Raw genomic sequence first — 26082 nt, forward strand, 5'->3', positions numbered from 1 at the left:
AAGCATCACCGGCCAGCCGGCCCGTGTCAAGCCAAGGAGAAATTCTGATGATACGCCCCAGCCACTGCCTCGGCCTGCTGGCCCTCAGCGCCCTTTCACTCTATGCCCAGCCGGCAGGACCGGCCGCTGTTGCGCCGACAATCCCGCCGCGCCTGCTGATCAGCGCGGAAAAACCAGAACAATGGCGCGGCGGCAGCCAGGACCGTGACATCGTCGCCGAAGGTGAACAGTCGTCCATCCGCTGGGCGCATGCCGACAGCGCGGCACTGGATTTTCGTGGTTACCCAACGGACTGGACCGGCGAGCAGAACGCCCTGGACTTCTGGCTGCACAGCGAAAAGGCCACCGGCAGCAGATTCCTTATTTACATCGGCTCCGAAGACCCCAACGAGCCGGGCCCGGACTACTACAGCGCCAACATCACGCTGGATTTCACGGGCTGGCGGCACTATCAGCTGCACCTAAAAGGCTTGGGCAAGACCCGCTCTCCGCTAGGCTTCGACAAAATCACCAGCTTCCGCTTGAACGCTGATGGCTGGGGCAACACGCCCCATGCCGAGGCCGTGGTCCGCATCAGCAACATCCAACTGGTCTATCTGCCGCCGCTCAAAGGCCCGCGCCTGAACGACGAGGATTTCTTCGCAGCGCTGGACCTTGACCGCCCCGGCTTGGAAGCCGTCAAAACCGCCGTTGTCGTCGCCGACTACGCGGCCGCCCGCGCCGCGCTGGTGCGCTACTATGAGGCGCGACAGAGTCCGCGCCACTACCGCAGCTGGGCCGACCGGCCAGCAGAGGATCAGCGCCCCGCATCCTACAACACCAGTGCCGCCGACAAGGTCGTCGCCCACCTGCTGAGCAGCTGCGGCGTGGCGCATCAGTTTGGCGAGCGCATTGACTGGTCCATCAACCCCACCAAAATCCAGTACAAAGAGTGGACCTGGCAGCTCAGCCGCCATCCCTTCTGGCGGACGCTGGTCGACGCCTACTGGCAAACCGGCAAGGAAATCTACGGCCAGGAATTTGTCGCGCAGATGACGGCATGGGTCGAGGACAACCCGGTGCCCGTGAACAGCTCGGGGAACGGGGGCGGCTCACGCTGGCGGACTATCGAGGCCGGCATCCGGACGGGCGGCGTCTGGCCGGAATGCTTTTTCCGCATGCTGGGTTCGCCGGTCTTCACCGACGACGCGGTCATCACCATGCTTAAGTCCTTCTGTGAGCACGCGCGCCATCTGCGCGCCCACCCAACCGGCAACAACTGGCTGGCCATGGAAATGAACGGCCTCTTCCACACTAGTGTGCTCTTTCCCGAATTCCGCGAAGCCGCCGAATGGCAGAGCTATTCATCCGGACGGCTCTATGAAGAAATGGAACTGCAGGTCTATCCGGACGGTGCGCAAGTCGAACTGGCCACCGGCTACCACGGCGTCAGCCTGATTAACTTCCTGGGAACCTATAACATCGCCAAACACAACAACATAGAGTTGCCCGGCGACTACATGCAGCGCATGGAACGGCAGTACGCCTACTACATGTACATCATGATGCCTGACGGGCGCATGCCGGCCCTCAACGATGCCGGCTGGGGCAACGTCCGGGGATCCCTGGCCAACGGCTTCTCGCACTTTCCCGAACGCACAGATTTCCAGTACCTGGCCACCAGTGGCAGCCAAGGCACTGCGCCGGCCTTCACATCCCACTGGATGCCTTATGCCGGCTGGGCCATCATGCGCAGCGGCTGGGAAGCCGACGATCTGTACATGCACTTCGAAGTCGGCCCCTTCGGCGCCGGCCACCAACACGAAGACAAACTGTCCATGATCGCGTCGGCCTACGGCCGGCGACTTCTCACCGAGGGCGGCATCTACGCCTACGACAGCTCAGCCTGGCGCCGCTACGTGCTCTCCGCCCGCGCCCACAACCTTGTCATGGTCGATAACATGGAGCAGCATCGCCGCAGCAAGCGCGAGACCTATCTGAGCACCGAACCCATGACTAACCGCTGGCTCACGAATGACCTCTTTGATTTTGCCGAGGGCTGGTACAACGAGGGCTTTGGCCCGCAAAATGACCAGACCGTCACCCACTACCGCGCCGTGCTCTTCCTCAAACCCGAATGCTGGCTGGTGTGGGACCTCTTCACCCCGACCGACGACGGCGACCACCGCTATGACACGGTCTTTCACCTCAATAACCAGGACGCCACCCTGGACGACGAGTCCCTCGCTGTCGTCGGCGCCGATCCCGACCTAGCCAATCTGGTGATTGTGCCCCTGCGCCGTGAGGGCCTCGCAGTGGACGTCATCAAGGGCCAGACCGAACCCGAGGTGCAAGGATGGGTAGCCAACTCCACCCGCGACGAAGACGTCGCACCCGTGCCTACGCCCATCTACCACCGCCAGGCTACTGGCCAGTGGCTCGAACCATGGCTGCTCTACCCTCTGCGAGCCAATGAAAAATCACCCGTTGCCGCCATCGAATTCGACCAGGCGAACAACAGCTGCAGCATCACTCTCAACGACGGCCGCAAAATCGTCGCCACCGTCACCATCGGCAAAGACGCCATCAGCGCCGTCAGCGTCAAGACCTTCGACGCCAACGGCGCTCTCGCCAAAACCGCCGTCGTGCAATAAGCATGCGCACTGAAAGCACGCGCCGCCCTGGGTGAAACGCCCGCCATAGTCGTGCTCCTCGGCCCTTGGCGTCCACCCGGTCCACCCGGTCCACCCGGTCCACCCGGTCCACCCGGTCCACCCGGTCCACCCGGTCCACCCGGTCCACCCGGTCCACCCGGTCCACCCGGTCCACCCGGTCCACCCGGTCCACCCGGTCCACCCGGTCCACCGGTTCCACTTTATCTTCTACTCGTGTCGCAGCGCCTCGATGGGGTCGAGTCTGGCAGCTCTCATCGCCGGGTAGATCCCGAAGACCATACCCACGGTGACACTGATGCCCAGCGAGAGCACCAGGCTGTACATGCTGACCATCGTCGGCATGCCGGCGACCAGCGTGATCACCCAGGGGATGAAGAGTCCGACGCCGATGCCCACCAAGCCCCCCGTAAAGGATAAAACGACAGTCTCAATCAGGAATTGTGCGATAATTTGCCGTTGCTTGGCACCAATGGCCCTGCGGATGCCGATTTCCCGGGTGCGTTCGGTCACACTGGCCAGCATGATATTCATGATGCCGATACCGCCAACCAGCAGACTGATGCCGGCAATCGCACCAAGGACGATATTAAAGGTGCGTTTGGTCGCCTCTGCCTGCCGCAGTAACGCCAGGGGCACGCTGATGCCGTAGTCTTTTTTCTTGTGGAACATCCCCAGCATCCGCTCAATGGCTGCCGCCGTAGCCTCGACGTGCTCTTCCTTATCAACTTCAACGATCAGCTGGTGCAATTCCACCAGCTCGCGAATGTTGGTGCCGGCCTTGTTTTGGGTAAAGAAGTCGCCAAAGTGATCGCGAGCGGCGGTAAATGGAATATACGCATCGGTCTGCTGATCAGGCGTTTGCATGGCACCCTCGCTGGCACCCTCACTGCGCACAATACCAATAATCTCGTAGTAATTCGAGCCGATGCGCAGGCTCTCGCCAATGACTGCTTCGGTTGCCATGAGTCGCCGCGCGCCATGTTCGGTAAGCACGGCGACATTGCTGCGCTCATCAATGTCCCGCCGTTCCAGCAAACGACCGGCGATTTTTGGCCGCTGAACCAGGTCGAACCACACATGGTTGGTGCCGACGATGCGCATCTCCAACGTACGCTTGCCCATGCGCGCGCTTTTCTGTACCATCTTCACCGGCACAATGCGCGAAACCGTCGGGATAGTCTCGCTGAGCCGTTGCTCGTCCTCATAGAGCAGTCCGTAGATGCTGATGCGCACCCGCACATTGGCCGCGTCCTGCTCGTCAGCGGGCTTTTGCGCAGTGATGATGATATTGCGGCTGCCCAGGCGGCGGATTTGTTCCAGCGCTTCAGCACTGGCGCCCTCACCAACAGCCAGCATGGCAATCACGCTGCCCACGCCGAAGACCAAGCCCAACATGGTCAGACACGAACGCAGCTTGTGCAGCATGAGGTTCTTGATACCCAGCTGCACATCGCGATAAAATCGCCCCGGTGATAGCTTCATGGCTCAGCCCTCCACTTTCTGGATCTTGCCATCGCGCATATACAGGCGCTTCCGGGCGAACTTGGCGATATCTGGCTCGTGGGTGACCATGATGATGGTCTTGCCTTCCTGGTTGAGTTTCTGCAATAGCTCAATGATTTCCATGCTGGTGGCCGAATCGAGATTGCCGGTCGGCTCATCCGCCAGCAAGAAAACCGGGTCGTTGGACAGCGCCCGCGCAATAGCCACGCGCTGCTGCTGCCCGCCGGACAACTCCGTCGGGCGGTGCCGCAGGCGGTCCTCCAGTCCCACCAACTTGGCCAGACTGTGCGCGCGATCCGTACGCTCCTTTGCCGACCAGCCCAGGTAATACAGCGGCAAGGCGATGTTCTCTTCTACCGTCAACTGCGGAATCAGATTGAAACTCTGGAAAATGAAGCCCAGGTACTTTAGGCGAATGTCGCTGAGCTCATTGTCGTCCAGTATGCTCACGTCCCGCCCTGAGAGGTAATAACTCCCCGAGGTCGGCCGGTCCAGGCAGCCCAGCAGATTGAGCATCGTACTCTTGCCTGAACCACTGGGGCCCATGATCGCCCAAAAACTGCCCTTGTCAAAATCGGCACTGACGCCATCAAGCGCCCGCACTTCCTGCGTGCCCATTTTGTAGATCTTGTAAAGATCCACCAGCTGGACGGCGTAATCGCCCGGTTGTTTTATTGCTTCTGTCATGCTGAGGTCCCCCTTCTCATGGCTGGACCGGCGGCGGCGGGGCGGCATCACCAGCGGGCGGCGGCGGCGCATCACCAGCGGGCGGCGGCGGCGCATCACCAGCGGGCGGCGGGAGCGCATCACCAGCGGGCGGCGGGGCGGCATCATCAGCGGGCGGCGGGGGCGCAGCTTCGGCACCGCCGCCTTCCGTGCGGCGTGGCCGGCGCCGGCGTTCGCCGCCCTCAGCGCCATCGCCTGCGGGTGCCGCACCTTCGCCGCGTTGTTCGCGCATGCGGCGGCCCATGGCTTCGCGTTCCTCGGGCGTCATGCTTTCGAAGCGCTTGCGCATGGCTTCACGTTCTTCGGCGCTCATGTTTTCAAAACGCCGGCGGCCGCCCTCGCGACGGGCGCCGTCGGCCGGCGCGACGTTTTCGGCAGCGCCGTCGGCCGGCGCGACGGCATCACCCCCGCCGCCGTTGTGGGGCCGGCGGCGGTTGTTGGCTGCCTGCCGGGCCGCCTCGTTGTTTTCGGCTTCTTCGCGGGTCGGTATTTTCATATCGACGACTTCTTCGCTGGCGCGGAGTGACACGGCCTCGTGCAGGGGCGGCGTCACCAGCACCTCATCGCCGACTTTCAGACCAGACAGAATGCGCACCATGCGGTTGTTGTCCATGCCGATTTCCACGTCGCGACGCTCGACGCTGTCGCCTTGCCGGACATAGACAACAGGCGTGCCGGCGGCGCGCACGACGCACTGCACGGGCACGAACATGGCCTTGGTGTACTGCTCGATGATTATCTCGGCTTCGCAGTTCATGCCGGATTTGAGCACGCCGTCGCCGCCATCAATGCTCACTGTCGTGTTGTAAATTTTCAGATCGGGATTCATAAACATGCTCTGCGCGTCCGGCAAAGGCGCGACCTTGGTGATCTTGCCCAGGAATACCCGGCCCGGCAGAGCGTCAATGCGAATGCGCACCGGCAGACCAATGAAAATCTTCTTCAGGTTGGTCTCGTGGACTTTGATCTCGGCGTCGAAGGTGTCCGCCGTCGGCAGATAAATGAGCTCCTGGCGTTCAAAGACTTCCTGGCCTTCTTCGAGCGGCTGGGTGTTGGAGCGCCACGGCCCGCGGGAGCTGGTCGCGTAGATGACCAGGCCGTCCGCCGGCGCGTAAATCTGCGATTTTTCAATCTGCTCCTGGATTTTGACCAGCTTGCTTTTCTGACGATTGAGCTCCAATTCACGCGCGCGTAGCTGCGCCTCGGCCTGCACCACATTGGCGCGGCTGCTGCGTTGAATGCGCTCCAAGGCCATGGTGCGCTGGCTGACATCGCTTTCCAGCTGGGCCACCTGCCGTTTATAGGTGTAATTTTTCGATAGCGCCAGATTGTTCTGGGCTGTCTTCAATTCCAGTTCGTAACGCTTGCCAGCCAACTTATCCGAACGGAATTCGGTTTCCGACAGGTATTTTTCCTCATACAGCGTCTTAGACCACTCGAGTTTGTACTGCGCCCGCTCCAGCTCTTCGGCAGCGAGGGTCACGCGGCTTTCCAGTTCATTGAGAGTCTTAGGATACTCGCCTTCTTGATATTTGATCAAATCCTCTTTGGCAAAGCGCAGGTCCAGCTCGGCCTTGTCCACATCGGCCTTGGCCTGGTTTTTCACCACTTCGAGATTCTCCACCGCTTGAACATGAGACGCCTGTGCATTCTGCACAGTGATTTCCTGGTTGACGAGATTGTCCTTCTGGGTCGACGAATCCAATTCGACCAGCAGATCGCCTTCCTTGACCCGCTGGCCTTCCGGCACGATAAAGAGGATGGACACGCGGCCCTCGACCTGACTTTTGATCACGAGCTGTTCGCGAGGCTTGATGCTGCCTGACTCCGTCAGATTGATCACCAGCGGCCCCTCTTCCACTTTGGCGAAGATCTGCTTGGCCTGCTCGCCAGCCTTCGTCCGCTGCTCTTGCCAACGCAAATACCACTTCCCGCCGAACACCGCCACCACCACCACCAGCAGCAGCACAAACCATTTCTTGCCACGCGTTTTTTTCATCTCTTGCCCCTGTTGTTTCTTGTGTCTATACCATTTATTATCAAGCTATTACTGGCAATAATCCGCTCAAGGCGTGCTAAACTCGAGCTCCTGCCAGCGGCCGTCGACATCGACGGCGAGGACGCCGAGCTCGCGCTGGAATTCCAACTCGTTGGTGCGGTAGGAGACAATGGCCGAATTAAGCGAATTCTGAGCTGACAACAGCGCGTTCTGCGCTTCCAGGACGTCGCGGATTTCCGCGCGGCCGGCCTTGAGCAGCAGGTCGGTGCTTTTCACCCGGCGTTCAGCCAGAGTCACGGCCTGCCGCTGAATGATCACGCTGGAGCGATTCGACTGCAAGCTGCGCAGTTTCGCGCGCACACTTTGCTTGATGCCATCTTCAAAGCCTTGAAAACTGCGCACGGCCTTTTCCAGGCTGATCAGGCTATTGCGGTAATTGTTCCGTTCACGAGTCCGTTCAAATGGCAAATCGAGGTAAAGGAACGATGAGTAGCTGCCGACGGATGGCCGGAAATCGCCATTGTCCATGCCAGCTTGGCCCAGCGAACGGCCCTCGCCCACGGCCGCTCGACCGCCCAGCGTCAACTCCGCCCGTAACGCGTCTTCGGCAATCAGCACTTTGCGCTGCGCGTCCTCAATACGATCGAGGTAGTTGCGCAAATCCGGCCGCGTTGTCAAGGCAATGCGAACAGCGCGTTCGAGTTCAATTTCGTTGGGACCGGCGTTGCTGTTATCCAAATCCCGAAGCTCCACCGGCGCCTCGGCGTCAGGTACTTTCCCCGAGTAGTCCGTGATATCGGCAGTGGACATCATATCCGCAAAGCGCTGCTGCAAGCCCTGCAATTCGTCCTGCCGGGGTATGACCTCGGCATCCGGCGGCAGCCCCAGGAGGATGCGAAAGCTGTCCAGGGAATTGGCGTAAGATTCGCGGGCGTTGATCCAGTTATTGCGAGCGTTGAGTTCGTCCTGCACGGCCTGGTCAAACTGGTATTCTGGCATCAGACCGGCATCGGCCATGCGCCGTGAGCGCCGCGTGGAAAGCACCACGCGTTTGTAATTTTCCTCCTGATTGACCACCCGCTGGGCTGTCTGCAGGACACTCAGATACGAACTGGCAATGCGTACGACAAAATCGCGCTTGTACTGCTCAAATTCCCGCACGGCATACACCAGATTCCGCTCGGCCTGCGTCAGTGGCTCGCTAACGATGAACTCGCCGCTGCCCCGCAACAAGGGCACGGTGACAGAAGCATCACCCGTAATGCCCCAGCTGGATTTGCGCTCACCAGTAAGCATTTTTACCAAGTCCACGCTGATACTGCTGGCCAGCTCGACGCCGTTCTTGAAGGTCCGCACAAAGCCCAGGCCGCCATCATGGACCAAGCCAGTATTGCGGCGGGTGCCATCGTGAGTGCTGCTCAACGTGCTGTCAAACATGCCCGTGAACGTATTGCGGAAGGCGTCGTCTTCCAGGTCCAGGGCCAACGCCGTCTGAAACAGCTGGTCCTTGCGATCCTGAAACTCGCGACTGTTGTGCGCAGCGATCTGCAGGGCTTCCACCAAGGTCGGCTGTATCGGCTCGCTGCCGCGCCACTGCTCCTGATAGGCCGAGCCATCCCGCACATGACGGGCTGTCTGCCAACGGTCATCGTCTGCCAAATCGCGGATGCTCTGCGACGCCGGCGAGGACGTCTGCAGCCGCTGATCAATGAGCAGACGCCGACGCAGGCTGTCTGCCGCACTCTCCACGATGATGGGCTCACTGCGGCCATTCTCCAGCTCCTGCGCTTTGCTGAGCAAGGCCGTGGCGCGTTCATCGGCCTGCTCGCGCCATTGCTGGCTCGTACGACAGCCAGTGATCAGCATAACAATGCCGATGCCTAACGATGCCAACCTGGTCAAAGACCGGCATGACCGCGCCGGCGGCACTTGCCCATAACGGCCCGTTGTACCGCCGAACTCAGCCCCATGGAGTTTCTGTGTGACGTGTTTTCCTGACATAGTCCTTCTTGTCCTGAATGCTAACAACCCCTGATACCCGATCGAATATATGAAAATTACTACTGTATCATGATTGCGCCCGGCTGAGGACCTCGTCGGCACTGCGACGATAGGCACCCAAGCAGAATAGCTCCACCAAGCTCTCCAAACTTAAATCGCTGTTACGGCCATGCATGCGCATCGCCCCCCAGCCATACAACTGGTTGAGCAGTATTCCCGCCATTGTCTCGGCCTTCACCCCTTCGCGCATGACGCCAGCAGCAATCCCACGCTCGAAAACCTGCGCAAATGCCCGCAATAATCGCATGTAGTCGTCATGCCAGCGCCGATGAAACTCGCCCTTGCTCTCCCCCGCAAGACGCTTGCCAATCAAAAATACCTGCTGCAGTATGTGATGACGCTGCTCGTGAAAATCAACAATCCGCCGACACGTCGTCAACAATACACGATGAAAATCACCAGGCGCCTGCGAGGTCTCCACCACCGCCTGCAATAAATCCTCACGCGCAGCCTCGACTATCGCCAGCAATAACGCTTCCTTGCTACTGAAATAACGGTAAATCGTCCCTTTGCCCACACCAGCCGCACACGCCACCGCGTCCATCGTGATCTCATCATATCGCTGAGCCGCAAATAAACCCTCGCCAGCAGACATGATCTGCCGACGCTTCGCATCCGTCTTCCGCATGACAAAACTCCCCCATGATTACTGCAACTAAAAACATGAACCCAAATACCACAAAAACTGACCGGGCAGTTCCATATGCAGCTTAACGCCGAGGCGCCGGCGTTATTGTCTTATTTGTTCTTTTTTCTCGGACGGATCAGACGGATCGGACGGATCGGACTGATCAAGTCGTCGGATCGGTCGGATCGGTCGGATCGGTCCGATCCGTCCGCGAAAAAGACAGTCAATCAGACTGATCAGACTGATCAGACTGATCAGACTGATCACGTCGTCTGATGCGCCCGATCATCAAAATGCAGTCGAGGCTCCCCGCTACCTCCATAAAACATGACAAAACATGACATATCATCGCGCTTCTCCACGCCAAGCCTCGAAAAACTGACAACTCAGTATATATTAGCACACAAATTTATGTCACGCTTCACGAGCGTTGACAGCCCAGGTCCAGACATGCCACCGGCCGCAGCATTGCTGCCGGATGGGCAACAGAACAAAGTGAGGACGGTATGCACGAAGAAATGTCGGTTGTTGCGCAGATTTCGATTTTGGCGATTCAGATTGGCGTGATTATCTTTGCGGCGCGCTTCTGCGGCAAAGCCGCGCAGCGTTTTCACATTCCGCCGGTGTTGGGCGAACTCCTGGCTGGTGTTATCATTGGCCCCTATTTGCTGGGTGGCATTGGCTTTGGCGCCGGTCATTTTGCCCAGGGCCTTTTCGCGTTACCAGCCAGCGGTGGCCTGCCGGTATCAACGCCTCTGTACGGCATCGCGACGCTGGGGTCGATCATTCTGCTGTTTATGTCCGGCCTGGAAACCGACCTGCGCCTGTTCTTTCGCTACTCGGTTGCCGGTACGGTCATCGGCTTGGGCGGCGTCATCTTCTCGTTCGGCTTTGGTGCCGGCTTGGGCATGCTCATGCTCGACGTCGGCTTCATGGACCCGCGTTGTCTCTTCCTCGGCATCCTGAGCACAGCGACATCCGTGGGCATCACCGCGCGCATCTTGTCCGAAAAGAAAAGCATTGATTCGCCGGAGGGTACGACCATCCTGGCCGCAGCAGTGATTGACGACGTGCTGGGCATCATCTGCCTGGCCGTGGTCATGGGCATCGTCGCCGTTTCCACGGGCGACGGCGGCGGGGTCGACTGGACAAGGATTGAGATCATCGCGGTGAAAAGTGTCGGCATCTGGCTGGGCGTCACGGCCCTGGGCCTGGTAACGGCACACCACATCGCAAAATTTCTGAAGCTGTTCCGGCCCTCGGCGGTGTATTCCATTTTGGCCTTTGGCCTGGCCTTACTGCTGGCGGGGCTCTTTGAGCAGGCCGGCCTGGCGATGATTGTCGGTGCCTACGTCATGGGCCTGAGCTTGTCCAAGACCGACATTGCCTTTTCCCTGCAACGTTCACTGCGTGGCATCTATGATTTTCTCGTGCCAGTCTTCTTCGTGGTTATGGGCATGCTGGTTGACGTCCGCGTACTGGGTGACATGGATGTGCTCACCTTCGGCCTGCTCTACAGCGCCCTGGCGATAATCAGCAAAATCATTGGCTGCGCCCTGCCCGCGCTATTCCTGAACTTCAATATGTTAGGCGCCCTACGCATTGGCGCCGGCATGATCCCCCGCGGCGAAGTCGCCCTGATCATCGCCGGCATTGGCGCAACCACCACCATGATGGTCGGCGGCCAACCCACGCCGATCATCGACCCGAAACTCTTCGGCGTCGCCATCATCATGACCTTGATGACCACCATTGTCGCGCCGCCGATGCTGTCAATGATGCTCGGCATCCCCGGCAAAGGCGTCAAAAAAGATGTCGCCGACGCCACGCTCGTCTTCACCCACTTCACACTGCCCTCCGAAGTCGTCCGCGATTTTGTCCTGCGCACCCTTATGGAAAACCTCCGCCTCGAGGGCTTCCGCCATTCGGAATTCACTCGCGACGAAAACATCATCAACTTCCGTAAAGAAAATGTCACGTTCACCCTGCTGATCGACAACAACGGTTTCGACTTTGAATCATCTAGTGACAACGTCCGCCTCATCCGCACAGCGATGTATGAGACCTTCGTCGAACTGCACAAAAACATGGAAGAGCTCAAACGCATGGCCTGCCCGGTGGGCATGAGCGAAGGCATCATCAATGGCAGTGAGGCGCCGAGGAAACGCGTCCCCCTGGACTTGGACAAAATCATCAGCCATGATTGCGTGGTCAACGACCTCAAGGCCACGACCCACGAGGCGGCCATCTGCGAGCTGGTACAGGTCCTGGCTCGCTCCGGCCGCCTGCTGGACATCGAGCTCTGCCAGCGCGACGTCCTCGCCCGCGAGGCCGTCGTCCACACCTGCATCGCCGGCGGCATCGCCCTGCCCCACGCCCGCACCAACGGCGTCAGCGAGCTGGTCACCGCCATCGGCATCAGCCGCAATGGCTGTGACACCCCTGGCGACAACGGCCCCAAAACAAGAATCTTCGTCCTCAGTCTCTGCCCAAAATTCGCCGAAGGGCCCTATCTACAGTTTGTGGCGCACGTCGCCTCCGTCCTCGGCAACGAAAAGAACGTCCAGGCCTTGAGCGCCAGCCCTGAAATCGAAGACATCCGCGCGGTCTTCCTCAGCAAGCTCAAAAAAGGGTGAACGGCCCTGGCCGCGCTGCCGTCCCGGCGGCGTGAAATGAGCGACCAGTAAACCCCGATTTATCACCGCCGCCGGTACTTGGCATTCCCTGCCAATTACCGGCGTTTCTTTTTTCCCTGCTTAACGCAATCCTAACCTCGTCATCATCATTGACACAAGAAAACTCCTTATCGTAATGGTCAGTACAGCAGACGATGCGACGAATGTCTCCCCGCCCGACGCGGGAGAACAGAACCAACACCAACACAGGAGTAGGCAATGATGAAGAAAACAATGTGCACAGCGCTTGCCGGTTTGACCACCCTTCTTGGCTCGGCCTTTGCCCAACAGACCATCAACGGCGCGGGCGCGTCCTTCCCAGCGCCCGTGTACCAGAACTGGACCTACACTTTCAGCCAAAGCAGCAAGGGCATCACGGTGAACTACCAGAGCGTGGGTTCCGGCGCCGGCCTCAACCAGATCAAGGCCAAAACGGTCGATTTCGCCGGCACCGACAATCCACTCACCATCGAAGAACAGGAAAGCGAAGGCCTCGTGCAGTTCCCCATGCTCACTGGCGGCGTGGTCATCATCGTCAACCTGCCCGGCGTCGCCGATGGCGAGCTCAAACTCAGCCGCAAAGCCCTCGCAGACATCTACCTGGGCAAGATCACCGCCTGGAATGACCCGGCCATCAGCGCCACCAATCCCGGCATGAAACTGCCCAGCATGAAAATCACCGTCGTGCGCCGGGCGGACGCCAGCGGCACCTCCTTCATCTTCACCAACTACCTCAGCAAAATCTCGACAGAGTGGGCGGAAAAAGTCGGCGCCGCCGCTTCCGTGCAGTGGCCAGTGGGCCTGGGCGGCCAAAAGAACCCCGGCGTCTGCAACAACGTCGCCAAGATCCGTGGCAGCATCGGCTACACGGAATACACTTACGCCGTCGAAGCGAAAATCACCACCTCCCAGCTCGAAAACCGCGCAGGCGTCTTCGTCAAACCCACGGTCGAGTCGTTCATGGCCTCGGCGGCCAACGCCGACTGGAAAAACGCCCCCGGCTACTATATGATTCTCACTGACCAGGACGGCGCGGATTCCTGGCCGATCACCGGCGTGACCTACATCCTCCTCCGCAAAGACAGCCCCGCCGAAACCCGCGAGGCCATCAAAGCCTACGTCAACTGGTGCTTCGCTACCGGCGCCACCGCCGCCAAACGCCTCAATTACGTGCCCATACCCGAGAATGTCGTCAAGCTCATTCAAAGTACGGTCCTGAACTGACCAGACAACAGCGCCGCCGGGAACGCCCATAACGCGTTCCCCGGCGGCAACATAGCGTTCATAGCGTCCACAACGTCCACCAGGTCCACAACGTCTACCCTATGATCACCGTTCGCACTGACAGCATTTTCTACTGGCTCTGCCTGATCTGCGCCGCTCTTGCCGGCCTGCTCATGCTGGGCTTTTTTGTGCAGTTGTCGCTGAGTTCGGCGGCGACCTGGCGCGAGTTCGGCCTGGGCTTTCTGTTTTCGCGCGACTGGGATCCGGTCGCCAATCACTTTGGGGCGCTGCCGAGCATCGTCGGCACCCTCTGCACCACCGTCATTGCTCTCCTGATTGCCATCCCGCTGGCCTTTGCCGCCGCGCTGTTTCTGGTTGATGCGCCGCCGCTGATCGCTGGCGTCCTCAGCCACGCCATTGATCTGCTGGCGGCCATCCCCAGCGTTATCTACGGCATGTGGGGGCTCTTCGTACTGGCACCCATTATGCAGGCGCATGTCCAGCCTTTCATGGTCGATGTCCTGCGCCTGCACCAGCTGCCCCTGCTCGGCCGCTATGTCGGCGAGTATTACAACGGCTTCGGCATTCTCACCGCCGGACTCATCTTGGCCATCATGGTACTGCCCTACATCTGCGCCATCTTGCGCGATGTCATCAGAATGACCCCGCCGATGTTGCGCGAAGCCGCCTACGGCATTGGCTGCACCCGCTGGGAAACCGCCAAGGACATCGTGCTGCGCTACGGCATCCGCGGCGTCCTCGGCGGCATCTTCATTGGCCTGGGTCGCGCCCTCGGCGAAACCATGGCCGTGCTCTTCGTCATCGGCAATCTCATGGATATGCCCGAAGACATCTTCTCGGGGGCGACCACCATCGCCGCCACCCTGGCCAACAACTTCGCTGAGGCCGACGGCCTCCAGCGCAGTGCGCTCTTTGCGCTCGGGCTCGTCCTGTTGCTGATGTCGTTCGCCATCCAGGTCGCCGCCCAGTACTACCTGCACGCCACCAGCGCCCGGCGCGGGGAGAGCCGCTCATGAAAAGCAAACGCAGCATCACCACCCGCAAGTGGACCGACCGCCTGGTGCGGGCCTTTTCCGCCCTGGCGGTGGCCTTGGCGGTGCTGACCATGCTGTGGATCATCGGCACGGTCATCGCCTACGGCCACCACGCACTGCGCCCGAGCTTTCTGATCAATCCATCGCGCCCCTACGGCATTGCCAACGGCGGCATCGCCAATGCGCTGCTGGGAACCATCGCCATCACCTTCGGTGCCGCGGCAATCGCCGTGCCGCCGGCGCTTCTCGGCGGCATCTACCTCTCCGAGTACAAAGACAACCGCGCCATCACGAGCGTCCTGCGCTTTTCGGCAACGGTGATGATGGGCATGCCGTCGGTCATCATCGGCCTCTTCGTGTACATGATCATGGTCGTACCCAGCGGGCATTTCTCCGGCCTGGCCGGCTCGGTCGCACTGGCGATCATCATGTACCCGGTGATCATGCGCAGTACCGAAGACATGCTCGGCATGGTGCCCTACACCCTGCGCGAATCCGCACTCGCCCTGGGCATGACCCGAACCCGCACCACCCTACGCATCATCTCCTTCGCCGCCCGCAAGGGCCTGCTCACCGGCGTCCTCCTGGCCCTCGCCCGCGTCTCCGGCGAAACTGCGCCACTACTCTTCACCGCGCTCTTCGCCGACAGCTGGCCAACCAACTACTTCGGCGGCCCCACCGCAAACATGCCCGTGCTCATCACCGAGTATGCCACCAACTCCCCTTTCGCTGAAATGCACCAGGCCGGCTGGGGCGCCGCTCTGGTCGTCATGATGCTCGTTCTTACTATCAATATCGCTACGCGTTTGCTTTTCCGAGGACAAAACGATGGCCACTAAAATCAGCGCCAGAAATCTCAGCTTCTTCTACGGCAGCCACCAGGCACTCTTCGATAACTGCCTCGACATCGAGGAACGGCGCGTCACCGCCGTCATCGGCCCGTCCGGCTGCGGCAAATCCACCCACCTGCGCATCTATAACCGCATCTTTGAACTCTACCGCGATCAGCGCGCCAGCGGCGAACTGCTCATCGACGGCGTCAATATCCTCGACCCCCAGATCGACGTGCTCGAACTGCGCCGTAAGGTCGGCATGATCTTCCAGAAACCTACGCCATTTCCCATGTCCGTCTTTGAAAACATCGCCTACGCGCTCAAGCTGCATTTCAAACTCCCGCGCAAGGAACTCCAGCAACGCGTCGAACAAGCCCTGCGTGCGGCATCGCTTTGGGACGAAGTCAAAGACAAACTCAAAAACAGCGGCCTGGCACTCTCCGGCGGCCAGCAACAGCGCCTCTGCATCGCCCGCGCTATCGCCGTCGAACCCGAAATCCTGCTCATGGACGAGCCCACCAGCGCCATCGACCCCGTCGCCACCCTCAAAATTGAGGAGCTCATGCTCGACCTGAAGGAAAAATACACCATCGTCGTCGTCACCCACAACATGCAACAGGCCGCACGCGTCAGCGACAACACCGCATTCTTTTTCAAAGGCCATATTATTGAAGACGGCCCCACCGCGCGCATCTTCACCAACCCCAAGCAAAAGAAAACTGAAGAATACATCACCGGCCGCTTCGGCTGAAAACAGCCGCGCCGGCTGCCACCACCTCGTATCGCCCGCACGGAGAACAGCACCATGAAAGAACATTTCCGACAGGCTTTTATCACTCTCCAAATCATGATTGGTGATATGGCCGCCCTCGCCGAACACGCCGTGCTCCTGGCTATCAGCGCCGTCGAAAACCATAACTTGGACGACGCTCAGAAGGTCATCGCCGGCGACGCCGCCATTGACGACACCGAAATCCGCATTGAGGAAGAATGCCTCAAAATCCTCGCCCTCTACCAACCCGTCGCCGGCGACCTGCGACAAGTCATCACCGTCCTCAAAATAAACAACGAACTCGAACGCGCCGCCGACCTCGCCGTCAATATCTCAGAACGCGTCGCCGATATGGCACGCTTCGCCGAAGATCGCGTGGAAAAATTCGACTTCAGCGAAATGGTCGCCAAAGCTTGCGATATGTTGAAGAAAGCGCTGGACGCCATGAGCTACCACGACGTGGCCACCGCCGCCGTGGTCATCCGCCGCGACGACGAAGTGGACCTCATCCATAAAAACAACTACGAGCTGGTCCGCGAGATGATCCTCAAACACCCCGCCGAGGCCAGCTACTACATGGACTGCCTCACGGTCTCCCGCTGCCTGGAACGCGTCGCCGACATCGCCACCAACATCTGTGAAGACATCATCTACCTGGAACACGGACGCATCGTCCGCCACTGCCACGAGGACATCAACAATGGCAAATGAACGCATTCTGGTCATTGAAGACGAAGAAGCCATCCGCGAACTGGTGGTGCTCGCGCTGGAAAGCGCCGGCTACCACACGGTCATGAGCGCCGCCAATGGCGAAGACGGTCTCAAGTTGGCGCAGGTGCACCTGCCCGACCTCGTCATTCTCGACTTGATGCTGCCGGGCATAGACGGCCTTGACGTCTGCCGCCAGCTCAAAAACAACGAGCTGACCAAAGCTATACCCGTCATCATCCTCAGCGCCAAAAGCGACGAAAGCGACGTCGTCCTCGGCCTCGAACTCGGCGCCGCCGACTATGTCACCAAGCCCTTCAGCCGCAAAATCCTCGTTGCCCGCGTCCGCGCCCAACTGCGACAGCTCAGCGAACAGGAAGACAGCAGTGAAAAACGCCATAATGGCCTGGTCATCAATGACGAACTCCACAGCGCCAAACTCAACGGCGAAAATCTCGAACTTACCTACAGCGAATTCGCAATCATGAAGCTCTTCGCCGCCCACCCCGGCAGAGTCTTCACCAGAAACCAGATCATCAACCGCGTCAAAGGCGATGGCTACCCCGTCACCGAACGCGCCATCGATGTCCAAATCGTCAATCTGCGCCGCAAACTCGGCGAGTGGGGCGCCAATATCGACACCGTCCGCGGCGTCGGCTACCGCCTGAAATCAGGGATCTGACTATGAAATCACGCGACCGAATCCTCTTCGGTCTGCCCATCGTCATCGGTTGCGGCGTTGTCCTCTTCGGCATGCTCTTCTACTGGCAGCTGCGACTCTTCGAAGCGTCGTACATGCAGGACGCCCGCCGCAACATCGAGCAGGAAGCCCAGCTCGTGGAACACATCGTCCGCCCGCTCTTGGACCAGGGACGGCTTGACGACGCGCGCAGTTTCTGTGATTCTTTCTCCAGCGACACGCTGCGCCTGAGTCTGATCGACGCCAGCGGCAAGGTCGCGGCCGACTCCGCCGAACGCGTCGGCATTCTCGGTGACCACAGCGACCGCGTCGAAATCCGCGCGGCGTTCCGCGGCCAACCCAGCACAATCGAGCGCTACAGCGAGAGTCTCAATCAGTGGATGATCTATCACGCGCTGCTGCTGCCAAGCAACCATGGCGACTACGTGCTGCGGACGGCTGTGCCCACCGACCGCGCCCGACAGATGGTCGTGCTCGCCAAACAAAACATGGTGCTCTCGCTGCTCTTCGGTGGCGCCCTGGTGTTCATGCTCACCCTCTACATCCTCCACCGCGTGCGCAAACCCATCCTGGCCCTGCAGGAAGCCGCCATGGCCATCTCCGCGGGCGATCTGAGCACCAGCATCGCCATTCCGCCGCGCGGCGTGCTTCGCGACCTGGCCATCAGCCTGGCGACCATGACCGACCAACTCAAAATCCAGCTGGCCAGAGTCATGCATGAACGCAATCAGAAGGACGCCATTTTCAACGCCATGAACGAAGCCGTGTTGCTGCTGCTCCCCAACGGCGATGCGATCAAGTATAACCGTGCCGCCGCCGTCCTCTTCGGTCTTTTCACCCCCGATGCCCGCTTCAATCTCGCGCGCTCCGGCATGCCCGAACTCATTGCCAAAGCCCATCAGGCCATCAAAGATGGTGTGCCATTCGAAAGCGAAGTCGCCTTCCGCCGTCCCGAAGCCACCCTGCAGCTCTTGGTCAAGGGCTACGTCATCCACCAGGACGAAGACAAGCTGCTGCTGCTCACCATCAGCGATCTCACCCAGCAGCGCCGCATGGAGTCCTTCCGCAGCGATTTCATCGCCAATGTCTCCCACGAGATCAAAACGCCGCTGACCTGCATCGTCGGCGCCGTCGAAACCCTCCAGGAAGAAGAAGACATGACCCCGGAGGCGAAAGCCAAGCTGCTGGCCATCCTCGCCCAACAGTCCCGCCGCCTCAATCTGCTGGTGCAAGACATTCTCAGCCTCGCGGCCCTGGAACGCAAACAAAACAGCAAAAAACAGGACTTCACCGAGATCAAGCTCGACTCGACTCTCATTAACGCCATGAATCTTTGCCTGCCCAAAGCAGACGATGCGCACATCGAGCTAGTCATTACGGAGAATACGCCCACGAACATCCAGGGCGATTGCCAGCTGCTGGAACAAGCCGTGGTGAATCTCATCAACAACGCGCTAGTCTACAGTGGCAGCCCCCGCGTCGAATTGTCGTTGACCCAACACAATGGCCTGGCCACAATCAGCGTCAAGGATTTCGGCATTGGCATCGCCCCGGAACACCACCCGCGCATCTTCGAACGCTTCTACCTCGTGCACAAGGAACGCAGCCGACAACTCGGCGGCACTGGCCTCGGCCTGGCCATCGTCAAGCACATCGCCCAGCTCCACCACGGCTATGCCGAACTGGAAAGCACCCCCGGTAAAGGCTGCACGTTCAAAATCAATCTGCCGTTGTGAAGTGGGAAGTCAGGAAAGCGCAGCGATAGCGCTTAAGGCGCAGTCTGGGCCGCCTGGCGAGCCGTGACCGCGATGCGCGCGTCAGATGCGGCGGCTGTCGTAGGCCCATTGCAGCACGGCCTGGCGCTGCCGGGCGCGGCATTCCAGGTCGCCGGGGCGGCAGTTGGCGCGAATCTGCGCAATATGGCGCACAATGGCCTTCCAGCGCTTTATCTGCCGCAGATCGTCGGGACAACGCCGGCCGTAATAATAGCGGCAATACCATTGGAACCAGCCACGGGGGTCTTCGTGGTAAATCCAACCTTTGCGGCGCCATTCGGCCAAGGGCTGCGACGCCAGCACGCCAAAGCAGTTCAAAGACGGGTCGGTCTTTGCCGGACTCAGCTTTGCCCGCTGAAACCACGCCGCGGGAAACTCCTCACGGCAGTCCGTCATGTACTTGCCGCCAAAAACCCCGAGTTCCAGCATCTCCTTCGGCGTCAGCTCCGGCCGGAACTCCGGATCGAAATCCCGCCCAGTTTCCGCGCTCAGCACATAGCGGTAGCCGCTCTGCATCAGGTCGTTGACCTCTATCACCACTGGTAACGCCATGGCCATTCGCCCCCCACTACCGCGCGCGTCCTCGCCGGCTCATCAGATATTCAGACACGCCATGACGGGGAAGTGATCCGACGGATACAGCCCGTGATCCGAATCGTTGAGCACCCGCACACCCTGCACCCGCACGGACGAGTTTACATAGATGTAATCAATCGGCTGCGGATGCGTCGGCGTGGGCTCGTCACGGTAGGTGAAGGCGTTGAACGTGTAATGCGGGCCCTCGACCGGCGTCAACGAGATATCCCACACGTTGTGCATAATGGCGTCAACCAAGGCAATCACCGGACTGTCGGGAAAAACGTTGAAGTCGCCGCTGAGAATCACCGCGCCCTCGGGCGCAATGGTCTTGATCTGGTCCAGGATGAGCTTCATACCATTGAGCTGAGCAGCCTTGCTGCGATGATCCAGATGAGTGTTGAAATGGGTAAAGCAGCTATCCGTCTGCCGATCACGAAAACGCCCCCAGGTGCAAATCCGCGTACACACGCTCTCCCAGGAACGGCTCCCGGCAACGTCCGGCGTCTCGGATAGCCAGAAGGTCCCCGTCTCCTCTACCTCAAAACGCTCGGGACGATAAATGATGCACGAGTACTCGCCCTTCTCCAGACCGTCCTCGCGAGCCTGACCGACGTATGCCCAGCCATCGCCGCAGAGGTCCTCAATCTGTCCCTTGGTGGCCTCCTGCAGCCCCACAATCCCAAAACGGTGCTTCTCCATCAGCGCCAGCAAACGCGGCAGGCGGTGCGCCCAGTCGTTGGGCTCTTTGTCAACCGGACAGCGGACGTTATATGTGGCGAGGCGTATCAGGGGGTCGCGATCTTTGTACATCGTTCTCTCTCTGTCTTGGCGTGGCAGATACAAAGGACACTCATGAACAAACAACTCAACGGATAATATACCAGCTTTACTAATAAAGACAGCCTCGCAAAGCACTTTCAAATAACCAGACCGATCAGACCGATCAGACCGATCAGACCGATCAGACCGATCAGACCGATCAGCAATCCGATCCGTCCGATCCGTCCGATCCGTCCGCGATAACAAGAAAGACAATCCGACCGATCAGACCGATCCGACCGATCCGACCGATCAGACCGATCAGCAATCCGATCCGTCCGATCCGTCCGATCCGTCCGCGAGAACAAGAAAGACAATCCGACCGATCCGTCCGATCCGTCCGCTCCGCGAAAAAAAAGCCCTGCGGCCGGCCAAGATTACGCATGCAGGCTGTATATTAGCCGGGTTTTCCCCGAGTGTTGTCCGCGTCGCCCCCCCGGGGTCCAGGCAATCACGCCGCAAGCCCTCGTCAACGGAGCTGGTACCATGTGTCGTCGCTACCTGTCCGCTCTCGCCGCTACCGCCACCCTCATCTTCTGCTTCAGCGGCTGTTCCGGTGAAAAGCCCCCGCCGCCCGCGAAGATCATCAGCAACACCGCGCTGCTCAATGCACCGCAGTACCGTATTGGTCTGCCCGAAGGCGCGGCGGCCATGACCGCCGGCGAAAAGTACTTTCCGCAGGCCAAGTTGCTCTACTTCAACTCGCTATCCGACGCCTACACCGCCGTCAGCACCGGCAAGATCGACGCCTTTATTTTCGATCGCCACAGCCTCGAATACGTCCAGGCCACCCGCGATGACCTGGCCGTGCTGGACGAAAAGATCGCCGACGAACACATCGTCATCGGCGCGCCACCCACCCACCGCGACCTCATGGACGAGGTCAACCGCTTCATCGCCCAGTACCGCCAGGACGGGACCTACGCGGACATGTACGAACGCTGGCTCAAGGGTACCAATACCACCCTGCCCGACATTGCCGAGCCCCAGCAACCAACGCGGACGCTTCGCGTCGGCACCGAAGGCCTCAATGAGCCCATGAATTACTACGGCGCCAACGGCCAGCTCACGGGCTTCGACATCGAATTCATCCGCCGTCTCGCCCTCTTCCTTAATGCCCGCCTGGAGGTCAGCGCCATGACTTTCCCGGCACTGATCCCCGCCGCCGAAAGCGGCAAAATCGACCTGCTGATCGCTAACCTCAATTACACCCCCGAACGCGGCCTGAAAATGCTCTTCTCGGACACCTATGTGGACTCGGAGATCGTCGCCCTCGTCCGCAAAGACCGCCTGCCGCCTAAGCGTTCGCCCCTGGACCGCTTCCATGGCCAAAAGATCGCCTCACTGGCCGGCACGGTCTTCGATCTGCATATCGACCGCAAAATCGCCAATGTCCAACACCAGTATTATCAAGACATGAGCTCGATGATCACGGCCCTGCAGACGGGCAAAGTCGTCGCCGTCGGCGTCGACGAGCCCATCGGCCGCCTGGCCGTATCGCGCTTCCCCGAGCTGTCCCTTGTGCCTGTGCCCCTAAGTATTGACGAATACGGCTTCGCCATCGCCAAGGGCAGCCCGCTGACCGCCAAAGCCAGCGGCGTCGTCCGCAAACTCCGCGCCGACGGCACCCTCAAGGCCATGGCCGAACGCTGGTTCAACGCCCAGGACACCAACAAGGCCATGCCCCAATTCACCCACCGGCCGGATTTCGACGGCTCCGCCGGCGTCCTCAGATTCCATCACGACAATGTCAACGAACCCATGAGCTACGTCGGCCCCGACGGCGTTTCCTTGGGCTTCGACGTCGAACTGGCCGCGCATATCGCCTACGAACTGAATATGGTCTTCCAGCCCACACCTTCCGGCTTCGGGTCGCTGCTGGAAAGCCTCATGGCTGGCAAAGCCGACATGGTCGGCGGCGCCATGTCCATCACCCCCGAACGCCAGAAAAACGTGGACTTCATCGAAGGCTACTACACCGGCGGTATTTACCTGCTCGAACGCACTGACCATGCGGCGGTCAGCACCAGCAACAACACCGCCGCCACAGCCTTTGCGGGCAAACTAATCGGCATCATGACCGGCTCATCCTACGATAAAATCCAAAAGGACGAGCTGCCCAACGCCATCCCGCAGTACTTCAATGCCGCCACGGACATGTTCATCGCCCTCGCCCAAGGCAAACTCGACGGCATCTTACTCGACGAACCCATCGCCCGCATCTACAGTGCCCAAAAACCCAACTTCGCCATCTGGGGAGACCCCATCGTCGGCTGCTCTTACGCCATGGTCCTCAGCCAGAAACAGGACGATCTCTGCAGCGCAATCAATCAACTCCTCGCTGAATTGCGGCAGAATGGCACCCTGGACCAATTAGCCAGCAAGTGGCTCGGCGCCAATGAAAAAGAAAAGGTCGTCGACGATTTTCCCGCCACCGGCCCCAATGGCACCCTGCGCATTGTCATGGACCCGGTCCTGGAGCCTTTCTCCTACATCAAGGACGGCAGGCCCGTCGGCTACGACATAGAAATCATCATCCGCCTGGCCAAAAAAATGGGCATGGGCATTGAGGTCATGACCGTTGACTTCCCGGCACTGATTCCCGCCGTCGTCAGCGGCAAGGCCGACATCGGCATCGGCGGCATCACCGTCACCGATGAACGCAAGAAAAACGTCCTCTTCTCCGACTCGTACTACGAGGGCGGCGTGGTCTTACTTGCAACCACCGAAGGCATCGCCGACGCCGACGACGACGGCTGGCTGACGCGTCGCGCGCAAAAGCTCCTGAAGAGCTTCCGCGGCACCTTCGTGACCGAAAACCGCTGGCGACTGGTGCTGCGTGGCCTGAGCGTGACCATCGTCATCGCCGTCTGCTCCATTCTCCTCGGCACGCTCATGGGCTTCGGCGTCTGCTGGCTGCGCCGTTCCGCCCACCCCCTCCTAGCCGGGCCGGCCAAGCTCTACATCCGCACCGTCCAGGGCACACCCATCCTGGTCATCCTGATGATCATCTACTACGTCATCTTCGGCAGCGTCAATGTCAACGCCATTGCCGTCGCCATCTTCGCCTTCGCCGTCAATTTCTCCGCCTACTGTTCCGAGATGTTCCGCACCGGCATCGACGCAGTGGACCGCGGCCAGCTCGAGGCCGCCGACGCCATTGGCTTCAGCCGCTGGCAGAGCTTCCGCCTCATCGTCATCCCTCAGGCCGCCCGACACGTCCTGCCAGTCTACCGCGGCGAAGCCATCGCCAACATCAAAATGACCTCCATTGTCGGCTACATCGCCATCCAGGACCTCACCAAGGTCAGCGACATCATCCGCAGCCGAACATACGAGGCGTTCTTCCCCCTTATCGCCACCGCCATTCTTTATTTCCTGCTGGCCTACGCTGTGGCGGCTCTGCTCGCCTTCCTGGAACGCCGACTCCAGCCCCAGGCCCGCCGCCGCGCCCTGACCCAGATGGAGGCACAGTCATGATCAGCGTCAAGCATCTTGCCAAATCCTTCGACGGCCTGGCCGTCCTCAGTGACGTCAATGCCGAAATCAACGCCGGCGAAGTCATCTCCGTCATCGGCCCGTCCGGCACCGGCAAAAGCACTTTCCTACGCTGTCTCAATCTCCTGGAAAGGCCCAGCGCCGGCGAAATCCGCATTGACGGCATAGACGTCCTTGCACCAGACACCGACGTGCGGCTGCTCCGCCAGAAAATGGGCATGGTCTTCCAGTCCTTCAATCTCTTCTCGCATCTGATGGTCATTGAAAACGTCATCCTCGGCCCCATGCACCTGCTGCACCTGGACCGGAAAACGGCCGTCGCCCGCGGCATGGAGCTGCTCGACAGCGTCGGCCTGGCCGCCAAAGCCCACGCATTCCCCGATGAACTTTCCGGCGGCCAGAAGCAGCGCGTGGCCATCGCCCGCACCCTCGCCATGAAACCCGAGATCGTCCTCTTCGATGAACCGACCTCCGCTCTTGACCCCACCATGGTCAGCGAGGTCCTCGCCGTCATCCGCAAACTCGCCAGCCAGGGCATGACCATGATGATCGTCACCCACGAAATGCGCTTCGCTAGGGATGTTTCATCACGGATCTTCTACATGGACGACGGCACTATCTATGAAGACGGCAGCCCCGAACAGATCTTCAATCACCCCAAACGGGAGAAAACCCGCGCCTTCATCCACAAAATCAGCCTCTTCGAATACCTGGTTCGGCGCGACGACTTCGACATCTACCAGTTCAACGCCGAACTGGAGGCCTTCAGCATCAAACACCTGCTCAACCAGCAAAGCATCCTCAATACCCAGCTGATCTGTGAGGAAATGCTCTGCAATATCCTCCTGCCCAGTACCACCATGGTCAATCTGAGCATCGCCTGCTCCGAAGAAAACGGCCAGGTCGATCTCAGCTTCAACTACCAAAGCGGCGAAGGCAATCCCCTCGCCAATGACGACGACGATACCATGCTCTCCAGGACAATCGTCAGCAATCTCACCCGGGAACAGCACTTCAACCGGGAACACAACCGCGCTACGCTCAAAATGACCCTGCGCTAGGCAGTCTCACACCGGCTGCACAAACTCAGTTGTTGTAACCAACACGATCAGCCATACAGAAAAAAAACACACAAACAAGGAACTCGCATGAACATCACCAAGACCCTCAACGACAAGGAGTTGGTCATCACCCTCGACGGCCGCCTGGATACCACTACCGCCCCCGTCCTCGAAACTGAAATGCAAAGCGCCTGCGAGGGCGTTGAAAGCCTCGTCCTCGACCTCAAAGACCTCGTCTATATCTCATCGGCTGGACTGCGCGTCATCCTCTCCACCCAAAAACGCATGGCCAAGCAAGGCAGCATGAAAATCGTCCACGTCACCAAGGCCGTCATGGACATCTTCACCATGACCGGCTTCGCCAGCATCATCCGCATCGAAGCCTAAGTACACCACGCGATAAATGCGCCGAAGGCCGTCCCCCCGGCCAACCGCAGTAGGTAATCAATCAGTAACCACCCCGGTAGGGAAAATACCGGGGCGGTTACTGACCGATTCTGTCTCGCGGCCGTGGAGTGGGCGTCTCGCCCACTCCGACAAGACGGCTCATTAAACCGTCCTCGTCATCCACGCCGACCGTACCCGGCCCGTCTCCCCCGCCGCACGAACCGTGCGCAACAGCGGCTGGAAGCCGCTGCTACTCTGGCCAGCTATGACTCCGCTGCCGCAAAGGTCGGCGGAAATCAAGGTCGAATGGCTGGGCGGCGGCAGGCCGTGGGTTTCCTGCAAATTGTACCCGGTGTTTTCCCCACCGGGTTGTGCACTGACCGATTACCCCACGCCGACACCGCCCCGCCCAAAAAACTACACGC

The 26082-nt window shown here is 59.9% G+C and carries 20 protein-coding genes; 12 read left to right on the top strand and 8 right to left on the bottom strand.

Annotated features, from left to right (window positions below):
• Positions 1–47: 47 nt before the first annotated feature.
• Complete coding sequence (locus J3R75_RS18465; RefSeq protein WP_307264859.1) at positions 48–2633, top strand: alginate lyase family protein; 2586 nt, start codon at positions 48–50, stop codon at positions 2631–2633.
• Between the two features lie 228 nt (positions 2634–2861).
• Here the strand turns inward: J3R75_RS18465 and J3R75_RS18470 are convergent, their stop codons facing one another.
• From J3R75_RS18470 to J3R75_RS18490, 5 genes are all read right to left on the bottom strand, one after another.
• Positions 2862–4136, bottom strand: coding sequence for an ABC transporter permease (locus J3R75_RS18470; RefSeq protein WP_307264862.1), 1275 nt, complete (start codon positions 4134–4136; stop codon positions 2862–2864).
• Between the two features lie 3 nt (positions 4137–4139).
• The gene (locus tag J3R75_RS18475; RefSeq protein ID WP_307264865.1) at positions 4140–4844 is read right to left on the bottom strand and encodes an ABC transporter ATP-binding protein; all 705 of its coding nucleotides are present in this window, start codon (positions 4842–4844) and stop codon (positions 4140–4142) included.
• A 16-nt stretch (positions 4845–4860) separates the two neighbouring features.
• On the bottom strand, positions 4861–6882 hold the full coding sequence (locus tag J3R75_RS18480) for an efflux RND transporter periplasmic adaptor subunit (protein WP_307264868.1): 2022 nt from the start codon (positions 6880–6882) through the stop codon (positions 4861–4863).
• A gap of 66 nt (positions 6883–6948) precedes the next feature.
• Positions 6949–8883: a TolC family protein gene (locus tag J3R75_RS18485; RefSeq protein ID WP_307264870.1), complete on the bottom strand. Its 1935-nt coding sequence runs from the start codon at positions 8881–8883 to the stop codon at positions 6949–6951.
• A gap of 67 nt (positions 8884–8950) precedes the next feature.
• The gene (locus tag J3R75_RS18490; protein WP_307264873.1) at positions 8951–9571 is read right to left on the bottom strand and encodes a TetR/AcrR family transcriptional regulator; all 621 of its coding nucleotides are present in this window, start codon (positions 9569–9571) and stop codon (positions 8951–8953) included.
• Positions 9572–10077: 506 nt separating this feature from the next.
• Here J3R75_RS18490 and J3R75_RS18495 point away from each other — a divergent pair.
• The 8 genes from J3R75_RS18495 (at position 10078) to J3R75_RS18530 (ending at position 19274) form a co-directional block, all read left to right on the top strand.
• The gene (locus J3R75_RS18495; RefSeq protein WP_307264876.1) at positions 10078–12207 is read left to right on the top strand and encodes a cation:proton antiporter domain-containing protein; all 2130 of its coding nucleotides are present in this window, start codon (positions 10078–10080) and stop codon (positions 12205–12207) included.
• A gap of 258 nt (positions 12208–12465) precedes the next feature.
• Positions 12466–13470 (top strand): phosphate ABC transporter substrate-binding protein PstS, encoded by a 1005-nt coding sequence (gene pstS, locus J3R75_RS18500; RefSeq protein WP_307264880.1) that lies wholly within the window; start codon positions 12466–12468, stop codon positions 13468–13470.
• 101 nt (positions 13471–13571) lie between these two features.
• Positions 13572–14507, top strand: a complete 936-nt coding sequence (pstC, locus tag J3R75_RS18505) for a phosphate ABC transporter permease subunit PstC (protein ID WP_307264883.1) — start codon at positions 13572–13574, stop codon at positions 14505–14507.
• On the top strand, positions 14504–15364 hold the full coding sequence (pstA, locus tag J3R75_RS18510; protein WP_307264886.1) for a phosphate ABC transporter permease PstA: 861 nt from the start codon (positions 14504–14506) through the stop codon (positions 15362–15364). Before pstC ends, pstA begins: the two co-directional genes overlap by 4 nt.
• Positions 15354–16109, top strand: a complete 756-nt coding sequence (gene pstB, locus J3R75_RS18515; protein WP_307264889.1) for a phosphate ABC transporter ATP-binding protein PstB — start codon at positions 15354–15356, stop codon at positions 16107–16109. The genes pstA and pstB overlap by 11 nt, the downstream gene beginning before the upstream one ends.
• Before the next feature lie 54 nt (positions 16110–16163).
• Positions 16164–16841, top strand: coding sequence for a phosphate signaling complex protein PhoU (gene phoU, locus J3R75_RS18520; RefSeq protein ID WP_307264892.1), 678 nt, complete (start codon positions 16164–16166; stop codon positions 16839–16841).
• Positions 16831–17520 carry a response regulator transcription factor gene (locus tag J3R75_RS18525; RefSeq protein WP_307264895.1) on the top strand — a complete coding sequence of 230 codons (690 nt, stop codon included), beginning with the start codon at positions 16831–16833 and terminating at the stop codon, positions 17518–17520. Before phoU ends, J3R75_RS18525 begins: the two co-directional genes overlap by 11 nt.
• A gap of 2 nt (positions 17521–17522) precedes the next feature.
• Positions 17523–19274, top strand: coding sequence for a sensor histidine kinase (locus J3R75_RS18530; RefSeq protein WP_307264897.1), 1752 nt, complete (start codon positions 17523–17525; stop codon positions 19272–19274).
• 81 nt (positions 19275–19355) lie between these two features.
• Here the strand turns inward: J3R75_RS18530 and J3R75_RS18535 are convergent, their stop codons facing one another.
• Together J3R75_RS18535 and J3R75_RS18540 are read right to left on the bottom strand one after the other, a co-directional pair.
• Entirely contained in the window at positions 19356–19865 is a 510-nt protein-coding gene (locus J3R75_RS18535) for a hypothetical protein (RefSeq protein WP_307264899.1), read from the bottom strand.
• 42 nt (positions 19866–19907) lie between these two features.
• Positions 19908–20702, bottom strand: a complete 795-nt coding sequence (locus J3R75_RS18540) for an endonuclease/exonuclease/phosphatase family protein (RefSeq protein ID WP_307264901.1) — start codon at positions 20700–20702, stop codon at positions 19908–19910.
• A 495-nt stretch (positions 20703–21197) separates the two neighbouring features.
• Here J3R75_RS18540 and J3R75_RS18545 point away from each other — a divergent pair, with 495 nt between their 5' ends.
• From J3R75_RS18545 to J3R75_RS18555, 3 genes are all read left to right on the top strand, one after another.
• A complete protein-coding gene (locus tag J3R75_RS18545) occupies positions 21198–24191 on the top strand; it encodes an ABC transporter permease subunit (RefSeq protein WP_307264903.1) in 2994 nt (997 codons plus the stop codon).
• Complete coding sequence (locus J3R75_RS18550; RefSeq protein WP_307264907.1) at positions 24188–25270, top strand: amino acid ABC transporter ATP-binding protein; 1083 nt, start codon at positions 24188–24190, stop codon at positions 25268–25270. The genes J3R75_RS18545 and J3R75_RS18550 overlap by 4 nt, the downstream gene beginning before the upstream one ends.
• 87 nt (positions 25271–25357) lie before the next feature.
• Positions 25358–25657 (top strand): STAS domain-containing protein, encoded by a 300-nt coding sequence (locus J3R75_RS18555; protein WP_307264910.1) that lies wholly within the window; start codon positions 25358–25360, stop codon positions 25655–25657.
• Positions 25658–25819: 162 nt separating this feature from the next.
• Here J3R75_RS18555 and J3R75_RS18560 read toward each other — a convergent pair whose 3' ends face one another.
• On the bottom strand, positions 25820–25999 hold the full coding sequence (locus J3R75_RS18560) for a hypothetical protein (RefSeq protein WP_307264913.1): 180 nt from the start codon (positions 25997–25999) through the stop codon (positions 25820–25822).
• Between the last annotated feature and the right edge of the window lie 83 nt (positions 26000–26082).

The sequence above is a fragment of the Oligosphaera ethanolica genome (assembly GCF_030814695.1).
GTDB classification, from domain to species: domain Bacteria; phylum Verrucomicrobiota; class Lentisphaeria; order Oligosphaerales; family Oligosphaeraceae; genus Oligosphaera; species Oligosphaera ethanolica.